Here is a 15,212-nt window from a genome sequence, read left to right on the forward strand (position 1 = left end):
CCGCGTGGTGGCAGCGGGCGGCCGTCCGGCTGCCGGGGCGGCGGCTCGGAATTCGGCCCGCCGGCACCCGGCTCCGTGCCCACCGGCCCGCCCGGATAGCGCGGGCCCTGCGGCGGCAGCCCAGGATGTCGGGGCGCGTCGGGGGTCGGGTGTGGTCGCGGCGTACCCGAACCGGGGTGGCGCGAGTCGTCTGGCGCGGGCATGGCGGGCTCCCCCGGTTATAGAACGAATACCTTCCGCATTGTCGTCGTGGCGCGCCCGCAACGCCACTCCGATTCCCGTGGCACCGACGGCTTCCGCGGCCTGGCGGCGAGCAGACAGGAAGGAGTTCCGTCCGGTCGGCGGCGAGCAGAACGCGAGCTGCCCACCGTCCGGCGGCGTGCAGACTAAGGCATGTCCGCTGACCGGTGGCGACCGGAACGCGAGGCGAGCCCACAGGCCAACGGCGACCGGGACCTGAGGTGAGTAGGCTGCCGGTGGTGAGCGAGCACCTCAGTGCACTGGACTTCGACGCCGCGGTCGTGTACGCCATTCCCATGCGAACTCGGTTCCGCGGGATCACGGTTCGCGAGGGGATGGTGATTCCGGGGCCACGCGGGTGGGGTGAGTTCTGTGCGTTTCCCGAGTACGACGATCGGGAGGCGGCGGGGTGGCTGGCCACGGCCGTGGAGCAGATGACGGTGGGCTGGCCGGAGCCGGTGCGGGAGCGGGTGCCGATCAACTGCACGGTGCCCGCGGTGGATGCCGAGCTGGCACGGGAGATCGTGGCCGCGTCGGGCTGCCGCACCGCCAAGGTGAAGGTGGCCGACCACCCCGATTCGCTCGCCGAGGATCTGGACCGGGTGGCGGCGGTGCGCGATGCGCTCGGCACGGACGGCGCGATCCGGGTCGACGCCAATGCGGTGTGGGATGTGGACACCGCCGTGGCGCGGATCAAGCAGATCGACCGTGCGGCAGGCGGATTGGAGTATGTGGAGCAGCCCTGCCGCACCATCGAGGAGTTGGCCGCGGTGCGCCGCCGCGTCGATGTGCGCATTGCCGCCGACGAATCCATCCGGCGCGCCGAGGATCCCCTGAAGGTGGCGGTGGCCGGGGCCGCCGACGTGGCCGTGCTCAAGTGCACGCCGCTAGGCGGTGTGCGTCGCGCGCTGAACGTGGCCGAGGCAGCCGGACTGCCGACGGTGGTCTCCTCCGCCCTGGAGACCAGTGTCGGGCTCGCCGCCCAGCTCGCCCTGGCGGGAGCCCTCCCGAACCTCGAATTCGCCTGCGGCCTCGGTACCCTCGCCCTGCTGACCGGCGATCTGGTGACCGACCCGGTGCGCCCGCAGGACGGCTACCTCCCGGTCCCCCGCACCCCACCGACCCCGGACCCCCGACTACTGGAGCGCTACCGCCACCCGGACCCCGACCGCACGGCCTGGTGGCACGCCCGCTTGGACCGGGTGCGCCGACTGCTGGACTGAGCGCGTCACGCGGAACGTCGGCACCGCCCCGGGGAGGTCGAGACCGGACTGGGGCCTTACGCCCGGCGCGGCCTAGACCTCGTGCGCGACTCCACCGAGAGCGGTCGGCCGCCAATCCCCGCGACGCGTCGATCAGCGTCTTCCGACCGCTTCGAGGCGGAAGCGGTCGACGTGTTCGGTGACCCACTGCTCGAACGAACGGGCCGGGCGCCCGAGCAGGCGCTCGACGGTGTCGTCCACGGTGGCACCCTCGCTGGGAGGCGAGGCGTACCAACCGATCACGTACTCCGCGTCCGCACGCGACACCCCGGTGTCCATCAGCCGCTCGACGGCCTGCTCGTGGGTGATGCGGGCGAGGGTGAGTTCGCGGCCCACCGCGTCGGAGAGGATGCGCAGCCGTTCGGCAATGGTCAGCGCCCGGGGGCCGGTGAGGTTGTAGGCACGTCCGGAATGACCGTCCGCGAGCAGGGCGAGCGCCGCGACCGCCCCGATATCGGCCTCGTGCACCAGGGCGCTCGGATGGTCGTAGGGCTCCCGCACCACGCCTTCCGCACGGATCGAATCGACCCAGGTCAGCGTGTTGGACATGAATTCCTGCGGCTCCAGCCGGGTCCACTCCACACCGGATTCCGCGACGGCCTGCTCCACGGGGCCGACCATGCCGCCCCACACGACGGTGATCCGGCGTACACCCGCCGCCACCGCCCGCTCGACCAGTTCGGCACCGACCGCCGCGAGACCGTCGGTCACCGTGAGGTGCATGCGGCTCACCCCGCCGAGAGCCGCCTGCACCGTGTCGGGGTCGGTGTGCGTGCCTTGCACCAATTCCACCGTGGGCGGCAGCTTTTCGGCCGCCGCGCGGGGATCGCGGGTGAGCGCCCGCACCCGCTCACCCCGGCGCACCAGTTCCGCCACCACGTGGCGTCCGGTATTTCCGGTAGCACCCGTCACCAAGGTCGTCATCGTGTCTCCTTTCGCCGGTTCCGACGCTAGGAGCTCAACCTTGGTTCAGGTCAAGCACCACCGGTCAGTCCGCGACCAGGACGGTGCGATGTCGCCCGGAACCGGCGGCATGGCGCTCCCGTTGGCGGCGAACGACATACCGGCCGGGGGCGATTCCGCTGCCGCCGTGTTCGGGGTGGAGCAGATAGGCCGGGGCACGGGTGTCGAGGCATCCCAGGGCCAGGCCCTCCGGATCGGCGACGCGGGAGGTCCAGCGGCAGACACCCGGATCAGCCACCAGCACATGAGGATTGGCCCCGGCCGCGCCGCGGATCACCTCGATGCCGCCGGGTGGCACTTCGCGCAGGTGCGCGTCGACCACGCGCACACCGGTGAGCAGGTGGAAAGGGATCACGATGAGGTCGCCTTGGGCTTGCAGGCCCGCGACGACGGGTACGGCGGCTTCGCGTTCGAGGTGGTCGAGCACCGCGACGCCGGTTCGGACGGTCAGTTCGGAGACAGTCAGAGACATGGAATCACCTTGGGAAGTATGGGATCTCGGAGAGGAGTGATCAGGTGCGTCGCCGCAGCGACGCGTACTGGGTGCCGGTGAGCCCGTACGACCATCCGGCGGCGGCGAGCGGATCGGCGATCTGCTCGGGCACATTCAGTCCGTAGCGGCGGCGGGTGCCGTCGCGCTCGCACGAGCCGTTTACCACCAGCAGCACCCGCGATCGCTCCCGCCGGTGCCGCCGCGGCAGGTCGTAGAGCCGCAGTTCGGCGCCGGGATTGCTGGGGTCGGGGGCGGTGGAGACCAGCGCCAGACCGGCCTGCTCGATATAGGAATCCCAGCCGATCCGCTCGATGGCCGCCCGGCGGACCTCGATATTGCGTTCGGCCAGAATGCGGTCCACCGTGGGCGCGGTCAGCACCCAGTCCGGCACGAAGGTGCCGTGCAGGGCGAATACGCCGGAACCGTCGGTGAATTCGACGGCCCGGCGCTCGTCGTGATGCAGCCGCACCGCACCGTGAACGGACCCGGGCTGCGCTTCGGCATGCACCACCACCGGCCGCTCGGCGATGACGCAGCGCCGCCGTCCCGGCCACCACCACCCGGCGGACCGGGCCACGGTCGCCCACTGGTCCAACTGGTGGTCCAGCTCGTCGGCGTACCGCACCAGCCCCGCCGCCCGATAGACATCGAGGAACGGCACGGTCCAGATGTCGTATTGCTCGTACCCGGGCGGTCCGGCGGTGCCGCGGCCGTGGTCGAGCAGGGCGGTGCGCAAAGGCCGATACATATTGTCGCGCAGCGATTCCCGCAAGGGATTGTGTACGGACTCCGCGAGCAATCGACCGATCGAGGAGCCTTGCCACAGCGCCGTACCGTGCGGCGTGTCCATCCACGAATCCGGCAGGTTTCCGAATTCGAGCCGCCAGTAGCGGCGGTCGGCCTCGGTCACATCCGACAATCGCCGCCGCAACTCGTGTTTCACGCCGAGAAATCGTTGCAGAAACGGCCAGGACCGAAATGGCTGATCGAGCGACGGTGGACGCCGCCAGTCCCCCGGCCCGTCCGGGTCGTCGCGCACCACCTCCGCCGCGACGGAAGGCGATGGCACCCAGACGAATTCCGGTGGCGGCTCGCCCAGTAAACGATACAACTCACTGATCGCGCCTTCGGCGGCCGCGCGGTCCGACGGTGCCGTGGACAGTCCACGACGCAACCATTCGTCCCGTAATCGGAATGCGGCCTCGACACGCTCTACCAGGTGAATCCCGCGGGAATTGGACATCCGCGGGGACTCGAGCGGGGTCACCGCTCGAAGGCGTCGTACGCCTTTCGAGAGTAGGAGATCATCTTTCGATCATGACAGCCGTGTCGACAGCTGGCAACCCCTCAGAGACGCACACCGCAGCCGAGCATGGTGGTGCGCATGAGCAATGCGGCCTCCGGCCCGATCACGCCGTCGATCAATTCCAGATAGCGGTCACAGAATTCGGGGCCGTGCGGCGCGCATTTCTCCGAATCGGCCTCGAGATGGTGGGCGAGTTCGTGCAGGATCACCAATTCGCGGAGCGCCCAGGCACTTCCGTTGGCGTGCAGGGGGACGGCCAGCACGGCCCCCGTCACCTCGTAGTGCGCCGCCTTGGAGCCGGCGCGCGCACGCACGGTGACCGGTGTGGCGGCGCGCGGCCAGCGTGCGCGCACCCAATTCAGAGCCAGCACCCGGTCCGCGTAATCCTGCACCGATTCGACCGAGGCGAATTTGCGCTCCACGGGCAGGGTCAGCTGCGACCCGTGCACCTCCACCGTGCGCGCGCCGAATTCGTCGGCCCGTTCGAAGATTCCGCGCACCAGTGCCTCCGCGTCGTAGACCCGGGCGCGTTGGGAATCGCGGGTCACGATCCGCCGCCGGGCAGTTCGCCCCGGGCCGCGCCCAGTTCGGGTGCGGTACCCAGACGCGCGGCCCGTCCGGCGCGGTCCCCCGCCCGCCGCGCGGCCGACGAATATCCCGCCGACGCTTCCGGTCCGCGCCAGGTGCCGCGCGCCTCGGAGGTCTGCCGGTAGAAGTCCGTCAGGGCGATCTCCTTGTCGCGCAGGGCGAGTGCGGTGCCATTCGCGGTCCCGGCGGCGGCACTTCCCGCGCCGTCACCGGCCGCACTGCCACCCGCCGCGCCGCCATTCCCGGCGTTGTCCCCCGCCCCGTCGGTGCGCACCGCCTCGGTCTCCACCTCGGACTTCACCTCGGCGAGGCGGCGGCCGATACGGGCGGCGAAGGCCATCTGGAAGTTGAGCCGCGCGGTCACCGCCGCCACCGGGGCCCGCACCCGGGTGCGCACCGTGCGCCCGAAACGCTTCTCGGTGACCACCTTCTCGACCGTCCCGGACTTGTACGCTCCCGACTTGATGTACTGGTCCGACGCTCGCACCATCTGGATGAGCAGACTCGCGTACAGCGCCTCGCAGGTGTCGATATCGCCGTCGAAACCGTAGGCGTACACCTGGGTGGAGGTGCGGGCCACATCGCAGCGCACGTCGTTGGCGGCGGCGATGGCCACGAAAAGCTGTACGTAGGTGCGCAGTCCCCGCTTGCCGGGCTCACCGATCGGGATCACCCGCTGCACCGGCGTCGGTCGGCGCTCCCGACTCGCCACATGCGAGCGCGCCACCGCCAGGTCGATCGACGAGCGGGTCGCCAGTCGCTGCGCGGCCGCCATGAAGGCTTCCGCCTCGTGCTCGTTCTCGGTGGACTCCGCTTGGCGGAGCAAACCCCCGATCCGCGTCAACATCCGGTCCTGAGATGACATCGACCCAAGCCTAGCTGGCGGTACCGACGACGATCGGCGGCCCGATGCCTGAGGTAGTTCCGGCGCGAGACCACCCGACCATGTATCTTCCCTTGTGCAAACGGCTGAGTGTGCCGCCGCTCACGTCTCGAACCCCTGGAGTTACAGCGATGGCTTTGAAGAAGGTGTCGTCCCTACGTAAGTCGCTCGTGCCACGAGCCGCGCTGGCGGCCGCGGGTGCGGCGTTGCTGACGGCGACATTCGCCACCGGCTGCTCGAGCGACAGCGGAAACGATGCCGCCTCGGAGAACCTCACCGGGCGCGGACCGATCACCTACGTCGAGGGCAAGGACACCACCGAGACCGGTGCGGTCAAGCAGCTCATCGACCGCTGGAACGCCGCGCACCCGGACGAGCAGGTGACGTTCAAGGAGCAGTCGAACGACGCCTCCCAGCAGTACGACGACCTCAAGCAGCATCTGCAGGCCAAGTCCGCCGACTACGACGTGGTCGCCCTGGACGTGCCGTGGACCGCCGAGTTCGCCGCCAAGGGCTGGATCCAGCCGCTGCAGGACTCCTTCGCCATCGACACCTCGACGCTGCTGTCCCCGCCGGTCGCGAGCGCCACCTACAACGGCACCCTGTACGCCGCGCCGCGCAATACCAATGGCGGCCTGCTGTTCTACCGCACCGACCTGGTGCCGAACCCGCCCAAGACCTGGTCGGAGATGCTGTCCATGTGCCCGGTCGCGCGGGAGAACAATATCGGCTGCTACGCCGGTCAGCTCGCGCCCTACGAGGGTCTGACCGTGAACACCGCCGAGGTGATCAACGCCTACGGCGGCACCTTCGTCGGCCCGGACGGCAAGACCCCGACCGTCGACAGCCCGGAGTCGCGCGCCGGTCTGTCGGTGCTGGTGGACGCCTACAAGAACGGTGACATCCCGAAGGAGGCCATCTCCTTCACCGAGACCGAGTCGCAGAACGCGTTCGCCCAGGGCAACCTGATGTTCCTGCGCACCTGGCCGTCGTTCTACGGCATCGCCGGCGGCGAGGGCTCCGCGGTGGTCGGCAAGTACGGCGTGGCCCCGCTGCCCGGCAAGGACGGCGTCGGCGCCTCCACCCTGGGTGGCTACAACGCCGCCATCAGCGCCTACTCCAAGAACAAGGCCACCGCGCTGGACTTCCTGCGCTTCCTGATCAGCGAGGACGCCCAGCACATCGTCGCCTCCGGCGCGCTGCCATCGGTGCGGGCCTCCATGTACGACGATCCGGCGCTCATCGCCAAGATGCCGTACCTGCCCGCGCTCAAGGAGTCCATCGCCTCGGCGGTGCCGCGGCCGGTGACGCCGTTCTACCCGGCCGTCTCGAAGGCTGTGCAGGACAACGCTTATGCTGCCCTCGAGGGACGCAAGACCGTCGACGAGGCGATTACGGGGATGCAGCAGGGCATCGAGACCGCCGGGTCGTAACCGATTCGACGGTGTTGGAGTCCACCGCGCTGTTCCCTGGATAACTGAGTCAGTCCCGTAGGAGAGAAATACGGTGTCACGTCCTTCGGGAGCGACCGATGTCGCGACGCCCAGCCCGAAAGATCCCGCCACCGAACTGGTGAAGAAGAAGCGGACCAGCCGCGCTGTCTTCGCCGGATCGGGCCGGGCCTGGCTGTTCGTCGCGCCGGTGCTGATCACCCTGGCCGTGGTGATCGGCTACCCGGTGGTCCAGGCCGTGATCATGTCCTTCCAGAAGGACTCCGGCCTGGACCCGTCCACCGGCATGTTCGTCGAGGGCGGCAGCGCCGGGCTGGAGAACTACACGCACTGGCTGCTGCAGCAGTGCCGGAATTCGCTCGGTGAAACCGTCTCCTGCCCCACCGGCAACCTGGGTTCGGCGTTCTGGCTGGCCATCGGCGTCACGCTGTTCTTCACCGTGGTCACCGTGAGCCTGGAGGTGCTGGTCGGCCTCGGCATGGCCATGATCATGGGCAAGACCTTCGCCGGGCGCGGCCTGCTGCGCGCGGCGGTGCTCATTCCGTGGGCCATCCCCACCGCCGTCACCGCGCGGCTGTGGGAGTTCATGTTCCAGTACGACGGCGTGGTCAACCGAGTGCTGGGCACCAGCATCCTGTGGACCGCCGAGGAATGGCCCTCCCGGTTCGCGGTCATCGCGGCCGACGTGTGGAAGACCGCGCCGTTCATGGCGCTGCTCATCCTGGCCGGACTCCAGGTGATTCCGGACGGGGTGTACGAGGCGGCCCGCGTGGACGGCGCGTCGGCGTGGCAGCGGTTCGTGCACATCACGCTGCCGCTGCTCAAGCCCGCACTCATGGTGGCGATCCTGTTCCGCACCATGGACGCGCTGCGCATGTACGACCTGCCCGCCATCATGACCATGAACAACCCCAATACCCGCACCATCTCCATGCTCGTGGTGGATCAGGTGCGGCAGGGGCCCAATAGCGCGGCGGCGCTGTCGATGATCACCTTCCTGTTGATATTCGCGGTGGCGTTCGTGCTGGTGAAGTTCCTGGGGGCCAACGCGGTTCGCACCCAGGAAGAGCAGCGGGAGGCGCACTGATGACGACGACCACCGCTGCGCCGCGGGTGCGGCAGACGACCCCGTGGGTCAAGCGACTCACCAACGGTCGGGTGTATCTCGGCGCGCTGATCATCCTGATCTGGGGGCTGGGGCCGTTCTACTGGATGGTCGTCACGGCACTGCGCGATCCGGCCTACACCTTCGACAACACCCCGTGGCCCACCCATGTGACGTTCGAGAACTTCCGCAACGCCTTCGACACCAGCCGCGGCAACGACTTCGGGCGAGCACTGGTCAACAGCGTCATCATCGGGTCGATCACCACGGTCATCGCGCTGATCGTCGGCGTCATGGCGGCGTACGCGCTGGCGCGGCTGGCGTTCAAGGGCAAGTACCTGGTGGCGGGCCTGATCCTGTCGGCGTCCATGTTCCCGGTGGTGGTGCTGGTGACGCCGCTGTTCCAGCTGTTCACCGATATCGGGTGGATCGGGCAGTACCAGGCCATGATCATCCCGAACATCTCGTTCGTGCTGCCCATGACCGTGTACATCCTGGCGTCGTTCTTCAGTGATCTGCCCTGGGAGCTGGAGGAGGCCGCGCGCATCGACGGCGCGTCGCGCTTCCAGGCGTTCCGCCTGATCATGCTGCCGCTGGCCGCACCGGCCGTATTCACCACGGCCATCCTGGCTTTCATCGCCGCGGTCAACGAGTACCTGCTGGCGCGGCTGCTCTCCTCGGACAAGACCGAGCCGGTGACCGTCGCGGTGGCCCGGTTCTCCGGTAACGATCCGCAGGTCCAGCCGTACGCCGCCATCATGGCGGCGGGCACCATCGTCACCATTCCGCTGGTGATCATGGTGCTGCTGTTCCAGCGCCGCATCATCTCCGGTCTCACCGCGGGCGGTGTCAAGAGCTGAGCCCGGATCCGGGTCGCGTCCACTAGCATGGGTCGCGCCGCACGCTGGGCCGCGGCGCTTCTCCCGTACGCAGGCTTTGTCGACGCTCCGGAAGGAGATGCTCGTGAGCTCGTTCCGTCCGCGCGGCCGCAATCCGGAGCCGCCGCCGTATTCCAGTATGGCTGGATGGAATGACCTGGAGAGTGTCACCTCGCGGCGGCGGGCGCAGCATCGGAGTTCGCGGCCGCGGCGGCGCGCCCGGCCCGCACCGGGCGAGGGCGGGACGCGGCGACCGCGCCGCACGCGCGGGCAGCGGATAAGGCGGGTGCTGCTGTCGCTGTTCATGATCTTCGTGGCGGTGCCGGCGCTGTTGTTCGGGCTGGCGTACTGGAGCGCCGAGATTCCCGATCCGAACGCGGTGCAGTCCAATCAGATCGCCACCATCCTCGCCGCCGACGGCACGTCGGTCATCGCGAAGGTGGTTCCGCCGGAGGGCAATCGGCTGCCGATACCGCTGGCCGACGTGCCCGAGCACATGCGCCTGGCCATGCTCTCGGCCGAGGACCGCGATTTCTACACCAATCCGGGCTATTCGCTGTCGGCCTTCGTGCGCGCCGCACGTGACAATCTCACCGGACGCGAGGACGCGGGCGGTGGCTCGACGATTACCCAGCAGTACGTGAAGAACGCCTTCCTGACCTCCGAGCGGACGATGAACCGCAAGATGCGCGAACTCATCATCTCCGCCAAGATGGCCCGGCAATGGACCAAGGACGATATTCTCGCCGCCTATCTGAACACCATCTATTACGGGCGCGGCGCGTACGGAATCGCCTCCGCCGCCAAGGCGTACTTCGAGAAGCCGGTCCCCGAACTCACCCTCGCCGAGAGCGCGGTGCTGGCCGCGCTGGTACGCACCCCGTCGATCCTGGATCCGGAAACCCACCTCGACGATCTGAGGTACCGCTGGGCCTATGTGCTGGACGGCATGGTGGAGATGGGGGCGCTGTCGCAGGCAGAGCGGGCCGCCGTGCAATTCCCGGAGATCGTGCCCGTCACCCAGCTGGCGGACGCCAATGCCGCGCGCGGGCCGGAGGGCCTCATTCGCGCCCAGGTGCTGCGCGAACTGCGCGCCTCCGGGATCAGCGAGCACGAACTCAATACCGGTGCGCTGCAGATCGTCACGACCATCGACGCCCGAGCCCAGCAGGCGGCGCTGGCGGCGGTCGGGGATGTACTCGGCGGACAGCCCGCGGAACTGCGCACCGCGGTGGTCTCCATCGATCCGCGCAGCGGTGCGGTGCGCGCCTACTACGGCGGCGCAGACGGGATCGGCTTCGACTTCGCGCAGGCCCCGCTGCAAACCGGTTCGGCCTTCAAGACTTTCGCGGTGCTGGCGGCGCTACAGCAGGGCATCACACTGGGCTACAAGATCGACAGCTCGCCGCTCACCGTGAACGGGGAGAAGATCCACAACGTCGGCAATGAGAGCTGCGGGACCTGTTCGATGGCCGAGGCGTTCAAACGCTCCCTCAACACCAGTTTCTACCGGCTGTCGCAGGCCCTGTTCGCGGGGCCGAAGGCCATTGCCGACGCCGCGCACCAGGCCGGTATTCCGGAGGAGATTCCCGGGGTGCCCGGTAAGACCCTGTCGGAGAACGGTGGTCCGCCGCTGCCCGCCATCGTGCTCGGCGCGTATTCGGTACGACCCATCGACATGGCGTCGGCGTACGCGACCATCGCGGCGCACGGCGCCTATCGCAAACCCTATTTCGTGCAGCGGGTGCTCACCGGTGACGGCCGGGTGCTGCTGGACCGCGAGGACGGCGCGGCGCCGCCGCAGCAGCGTTTCCAGGCCACCGTGGCCGACACCACCGCCCAGGCCATGCTGCCCATCGCCGCCTATTCCAATGGCCACGCCCTCGCCGGGGGACGGCCGTCGGCGGCCAAGACCGGCACCACGCAGTTGGGGGAGACCGGACAGAACAAGGATGCCTGGATGGTCGGCTTCACCCCGTCGCTGTCCACCGCGGTGTGGGTGGGAACCGAACAATCCCAACCCATTCGAACGGCGGGGGGTGCGGCCGTCTACGGGTCCGGACTGCCCGCGGATATCTGGAAGCAGACCATGGACGGGGCGCTGGTCGGTACACCGGTGGAACAATTTCCCCATCCGGTGCCCCCAGAGGACTCGTCAGGGTCGAGCGGATTCGACATACTCGATCCGCAGCAGGGCGCACAACAGGCACCTGTCGTGATCATCCCGCCCGCGCCGCCACCGCGGCAGGTCGAGATATTTCCCGGCCTCAGCATCCCGGTGCCCGGCTGACACGGACTTGGTGTTGATCATGGAAAACGGTTAGCGGACCCATTCGGACCAACCCCCCGATATGGTGGAAACCGCCACCGGTGCCAGCCGCCGGAACGGGCGGTGGCAGGATGCGGGTGGAGTAGACGCGGGTGGGATACAGCACGAGACATAGGGGCGACGCCGGTGGAATTCAATGTCGTTGAACGCCACGAAACGCTGGTAGCCGGAACGGTGCTACGCAGTCCGGCGCTCGCGGTCGAGGGACCGCGCCGCGCGAAGGTCGAGGAGGCGTGGAAGCGCAACCTCTCCCGCAACCTGCCCGGACCTCCGGCCACCGCGTATGTCGACCACGCGCCCGAGATCGGTTCGTATCTGACCCATATCGTCGGCTACCGCTGCGAGAGCCTCGCCGATCTGGAGTCGGGCGACGTGCTGGCGCGCATCCCGGCCGGAGTCTTCGCGCGGTTCACCCGCAGCGGGGACAACCTGGGCGACACCATCGTGTCGATCTGGCGGGCGGTGTGGGACCTGGAGGCCAGCGGCGTCATCAACCGCGCGTACACCGGGGATTTCGAGCACTACCCGGATATGCACACCGTGGAGGTGTTCGTGGCGCTCGATCCGAACTCGGCCGACGGCCGGGACAAGGCGTAGGGGGATGACCGTGGACTTCGAAATCGTCACCCTGGACGAGGCACTCATCGGCGGGCTGACGGTGCCGCTGGCGGGACGCGAGGTCACCGCGCGCGACCTCGATCTGGTGAACTTCACCTGGGACCGCTATCTGTCCCGGGAGAAGCGCGCCGACCGCGTGGCGGCCTATATCGGACAGAACGATCACGCCGTGGCGGTGCTGGGTTACGAACTCGCCGATCTCGACCAGCTCGACATCGGCGATGTGCTGACCCGCATCCCACCCGGCCGCTACGCCAAGTTCGTGGTGACCGACAAGCCGTACGATCTGCTCCGCACCGCCTGGGCCAAGGTCGCCAAGGCGGAGAGCGCGGGCAAGATCACGCGCTCGCACACCGCGGAGATCGAGCGCTACACCGGCCCCGCCTCGGTGGAGGTCTACGTCTCCCTCGACTGAGGGAGACGTCGCATCGAGCACTGAGTTCGGCCCCGCGATCGGATTGCCGGGCCGGACGAGCCGAAGCCCCGGTCGGATGGATCCGACCGGGGCTTCGTTCAGCTACGCGCGCCGTCGCTAGTCCGCGTCGATGATGAACGCCTCCAGCTGCGCGCGGGCGACATCGTCGGCCAGCTGCTGCGGCGGAGACTTCATCAGGTAGGCCGAGGCCGGGATGACCGGTCCGCCGATGCCGCGGTCCTTGGCGATCTTGGCGGCCCGCACGGCGTCGATGATGATGCCCGCCGAGTTCGGCGAATCCCACACCTCGAGCTTGTACTCCAGGTTCAGCGGCACGTCACCGAAGGCGCGACCCTCCAGGCGCACGTACGCCCACTTGCGGTCGTCCAGCCAGCCCACGTGATCCGACGGGCCGATGTGCACGTCGTTGGCGCCCATCTCCTTCTTCAGGTTGCTGGTGACAGCCTGGGTCTTGGAGATCTTCTTGGACTCCAGGCGCTCGCGCTCGAGCATGTTCTTGAAGTCCATGTTGCCGCCGACGTTCAGCTGCATGGTGCGGTCGAGCTGCACGCCGCGGTCCTCGAACAGCTTGGCCATCACGCGGTGCGTGATGGTCGCGCCGACCTGCGACTTGATGTCGTCGCCGACGATCGGGACGCCCGCGTCGGTGAACTTCTGCGCCCACACCGGATCGGAGGCGATGAAGACCGGCAGCGCGTTGACGAAGGCCACGTTCGCGTCGATGGCGCACTGCGCGTAGAACTTGTCGGCTTCCTCGGAGCCCACCGGCAGGTAGGACACCAGCACGTCGACCTCGGCGTCCTTCAGGGCCTTGACGACGTCGACCGGATCGGCCTCGGAGAGCTCGATGGTCTGGGCGTAGTACTTGCCGATGCCGTCCAGGGTCGGGCCGCGCTGCACGGAGACACCGGTCGGCGGCACATCGGAGATCTTGATGGTGTTGTTCTCGCTCGCGAAGATCGCGTCGGACAGGTCGAAGCCGACCTTCTTGGCGTCGACGTCGAACGCGGCGACGAACTTCACGTCGCGGATGTGATAGGGGCCGAACTTGACGTGCATGAGACCCGGAACGGTCGACGACTCGTCCGCGTCCTTGTAGTACTGCACACCCTGCACCAGGGAGGACGCACAGTTGCCCACACCTACGATGGCCACGCGAACTTCGGTGGCGCCCCCAGCCGTATTGATGTCAGTCATGGCCGATATTTCCCTCTTTCTGTGGTGCCGCCTTGGTCGATTGCTCCGCGGCGATCAACTCGTTGAGCCAGCGCACTTCGCGCTCGCTTGATTCGAGACCGAGTTGATGGAGCTGGCGGGTATAGCGGTCGAGCTGCCCACTGGCACGCTTGATCGCCTCCCGCAGTCCCTCTCGGCGCTCCTCGACTTGCCTGCGCCGCCCCTCCAGAATTCGCATTCTCGCTTCCGCGGGAGTGCGGCTGAAGAAGGCGAGATGAACGCCGAAGCCGTCGTCGGTGTAGTTCTGCGGACCGGTATCGGCCAGCAGTTCGCTGAACCGCTCCCGGCCGGTCTCGGTCAGGTTGTAAACCCTGCGGGCCCGTCGCGTGGCGAGCCCCTGGGGACTCTGCTCCGCGATGAGACCGTCGGCCTGCATACGCCGCAGGGTCGGATACAGCGACCCGTAGGAGAAGGCCCGGAACGGACCCAGCAGACCGGTCAATCGCTTGCGCAGCTCGTAGCCGTGCATGGGCGATTCGAGGAGCAGCCCGAGGATTGCCAACTCGAGCACCGGGCCTCACCCCCTCCTGACTGTTCTCTTCAGACCTAACCGATGGATGCGATTCCAAACTATATCGCACCGATACATCCAACGTGCCGAAGAATCCGCCGGAGCGGAGCGGAGGCAATTCAGCACAGTGGGGAGAGTCTCAGATCGGCCCGGCGGGGTGTGGGTTGGAGCAAGTACTCTGGTGCCGTGCGAATACAGCGGCAGGTAGTGGACTATGCGCTCCGGCGCCGGTCGCTGCTGGCCGACGTCTACGCGGGGCGCGTCGGTGTCGCCGAAGTGTGTGATGCGAATCCGTACCTGTTGCGTGCGGCGAAGTTTCACGGGCGCGGGAGCGAGGTCACATGCCCGATCTGCCGGAAAGAGCAGCTCACTCTCGTATCGTGGGTGTTCGGCGACGGGCTGGGGCCGGTCGCGGGTTCGGCCCGCACCCCGGAGGAACTGGTCCGGATGGCCGAGAGCCGCGAGGAATTCTCGGTGCACGTCGTCGAGGTGTGCCGGACGTGCAGCTGGAATCACCTGGTGCAGTCCTATGTGCTGGGCAACGCCCCGACACCGGCCCGCCGCCGCCGTGCGGGAACCCGCCGGACCGCCGCCGAATGAAAGGCCACACCGACCGCTGAAACGCGGAGCCCGTGTGTACCGAGGTCTTTGAGGGACATTCGAGTGCCCCGCGGGCATACCGCCCGAGCTACCCCAATTAGTCGAGTTATTGGAGATTCAGGCTGTGAATTCGCCCTATGACGACGGACCGCCCCGCGGCCGCCCCCAGCGTGGCGGTTCCGCTCCCGGCCCGGGCGGCTACCCGCCGCCCCGGCCCGCGGGACCCCCGCCGGGTGCGCGTCCGCCGGGCGCCGGTCGTCCGGGGCCGGGCGCCGATCCGACTCGACGGGCGCCGCAGCCGGGTCCCGGCGGT

At 68.4% G+C, this 15,212-nt stretch carries 15 protein-coding genes; 8 read left to right on the plus strand and 7 right to left on the minus strand.

What is annotated here, in order from left to right; all coding sequences use genetic code 11:
• Positions 1-476: 476 nt before the first annotated feature.
• Positions 477-1,463, plus strand: a complete 987-nt coding sequence (locus tag ON31_RS29010) for an o-succinylbenzoate synthase (protein WP_370450450.1) — start codon at positions 477-479, stop codon at positions 1,461-1,463.
• 132 nt (positions 1,464-1,595) lie between these two features.
• On the opposite strand, the gene ON31_RS29015 is transcribed toward ON31_RS29010, so the two are convergent.
• From ON31_RS29015 to ON31_RS29035, 5 genes are all read right to left on the minus strand, one after another.
• On the minus strand, positions 1,596-2,426 hold the full coding sequence (locus tag ON31_RS29015; RefSeq protein WP_039818163.1) for an NmrA family NAD(P)-binding protein: 831 nt from the start codon (positions 2,424-2,426) through the stop codon (positions 1,596-1,598).
• Between the two features lie 64 nt (positions 2,427-2,490).
• Positions 2,491-2,937, minus strand: coding sequence for a DUF8820 family protein (locus tag ON31_RS29020; protein WP_029930346.1), 447 nt, complete (start codon positions 2,935-2,937; stop codon positions 2,491-2,493).
• Positions 2,938-2,977: 40 nt separating this feature from the next.
• Positions 2,978-4,201: a DUF6745 domain-containing protein gene (locus ON31_RS29025; RefSeq protein WP_039818165.1), complete on the minus strand. Its 1,224-nt coding sequence runs from the start codon at positions 4,199-4,201 to the stop codon at positions 2,978-2,980.
• A 104-nt stretch (positions 4,202-4,305) separates the two neighbouring features.
• Positions 4,306-4,815 carry a TIGR04338 family metallohydrolase gene (locus tag ON31_RS29030; RefSeq protein WP_039818166.1) on the minus strand — a complete coding sequence of 170 codons (510 nt, stop codon included), beginning with the start codon at positions 4,813-4,815 and terminating at the stop codon, positions 4,306-4,308.
• Positions 4,809-5,717 carry a DUF2786 domain-containing protein gene (locus ON31_RS29035; protein WP_255222298.1) on the minus strand — a complete coding sequence of 303 codons (909 nt, stop codon included), beginning with the start codon at positions 5,715-5,717 and terminating at the stop codon, positions 4,809-4,811. The genes ON31_RS29030 and ON31_RS29035 overlap by 7 nt, the downstream gene beginning before the upstream one ends.
• 149 nt (positions 5,718-5,866) lie before the next feature.
• Between ON31_RS29035 and ON31_RS29040 the strand changes: the two genes are divergently transcribed.
• The 6 genes from ON31_RS29040 to ON31_RS29065 all read left to right on the plus strand — a co-directional run bounded on the left by ON31_RS29040 (position 5,867) and on the right by ON31_RS29065 (position 12,531).
• Positions 5,867-7,168, plus strand: coding sequence for an ABC transporter substrate-binding protein (locus ON31_RS29040; RefSeq protein WP_039818170.1), 1,302 nt, complete (start codon positions 5,867-5,869; stop codon positions 7,166-7,168).
• A 136-nt stretch (positions 7,169-7,304) separates the two neighbouring features.
• Complete coding sequence (locus ON31_RS29045; protein WP_255222302.1) at positions 7,305-8,273, plus strand: carbohydrate ABC transporter permease; 969 nt, start codon at positions 7,305-7,307, stop codon at positions 8,271-8,273.
• The gene (locus ON31_RS29050; protein WP_081592815.1) at positions 8,273-9,151 is read left to right on the plus strand and encodes a carbohydrate ABC transporter permease; all 879 of its coding nucleotides are present in this window, start codon (positions 8,273-8,275) and stop codon (positions 9,149-9,151) included. The genes ON31_RS29045 and ON31_RS29050 overlap by 1 nt, the downstream gene beginning before the upstream one ends.
• 97 nt (positions 9,152-9,248) lie before the next feature.
• Positions 9,249-11,459 (plus strand): transglycosylase domain-containing protein, encoded by a 2,211-nt coding sequence (locus ON31_RS29055; protein ID WP_039818172.1) that lies wholly within the window; start codon positions 9,249-9,251, stop codon positions 11,457-11,459.
• A gap of 165 nt (positions 11,460-11,624) precedes the next feature.
• Entirely contained in the window at positions 11,625-12,095 is a 471-nt protein-coding gene (locus ON31_RS29060; protein ID WP_029930354.1) for a GyrI-like domain-containing protein, read from the plus strand.
• A 4-nt stretch (positions 12,096-12,099) separates the two neighbouring features.
• Positions 12,100-12,531 (plus strand): GyrI-like domain-containing protein, encoded by a 432-nt coding sequence (locus ON31_RS29065; protein WP_255222299.1) that lies wholly within the window; start codon positions 12,100-12,102, stop codon positions 12,529-12,531.
• 117 nt (positions 12,532-12,648) lie between these two features.
• Here the strand turns inward: ON31_RS29065 and ON31_RS29070 are convergent, their stop codons facing one another.
• Positions 12,649-13,749 (minus strand): inositol-3-phosphate synthase, encoded by a 1,101-nt coding sequence (locus ON31_RS29070; protein ID WP_029930356.1) that lies wholly within the window; start codon positions 13,747-13,749, stop codon positions 12,649-12,651.
• Positions 13,742-14,299 carry a PadR family transcriptional regulator gene (locus ON31_RS29075; RefSeq protein WP_029930357.1) on the minus strand — a complete coding sequence of 186 codons (558 nt, stop codon included), beginning with the start codon at positions 14,297-14,299 and terminating at the stop codon, positions 13,742-13,744. Before ON31_RS29075 ends, ON31_RS29070 begins: the two co-directional genes overlap by 8 nt.
• Positions 14,300-14,485: 186 nt before the next feature.
• Here ON31_RS29075 and ON31_RS29080 point away from each other — a divergent pair, with 186 nt between their 5' ends.
• Positions 14,486-14,899, plus strand: a complete 414-nt coding sequence (locus ON31_RS29080) for a DUF5318 domain-containing protein (protein WP_081592817.1) — start codon at positions 14,486-14,488, stop codon at positions 14,897-14,899.
• Positions 14,900-15,212 lie beyond the last annotated feature (313 nt).

This window comes from Nocardia otitidiscaviarum NBRC 14405 (genome assembly GCF_000308635.1).
Classification (GTDB): Bacteria; Actinomycetota; Actinomycetes; order Mycobacteriales; family Mycobacteriaceae; genus Nocardia; species Nocardia otitidiscaviarum.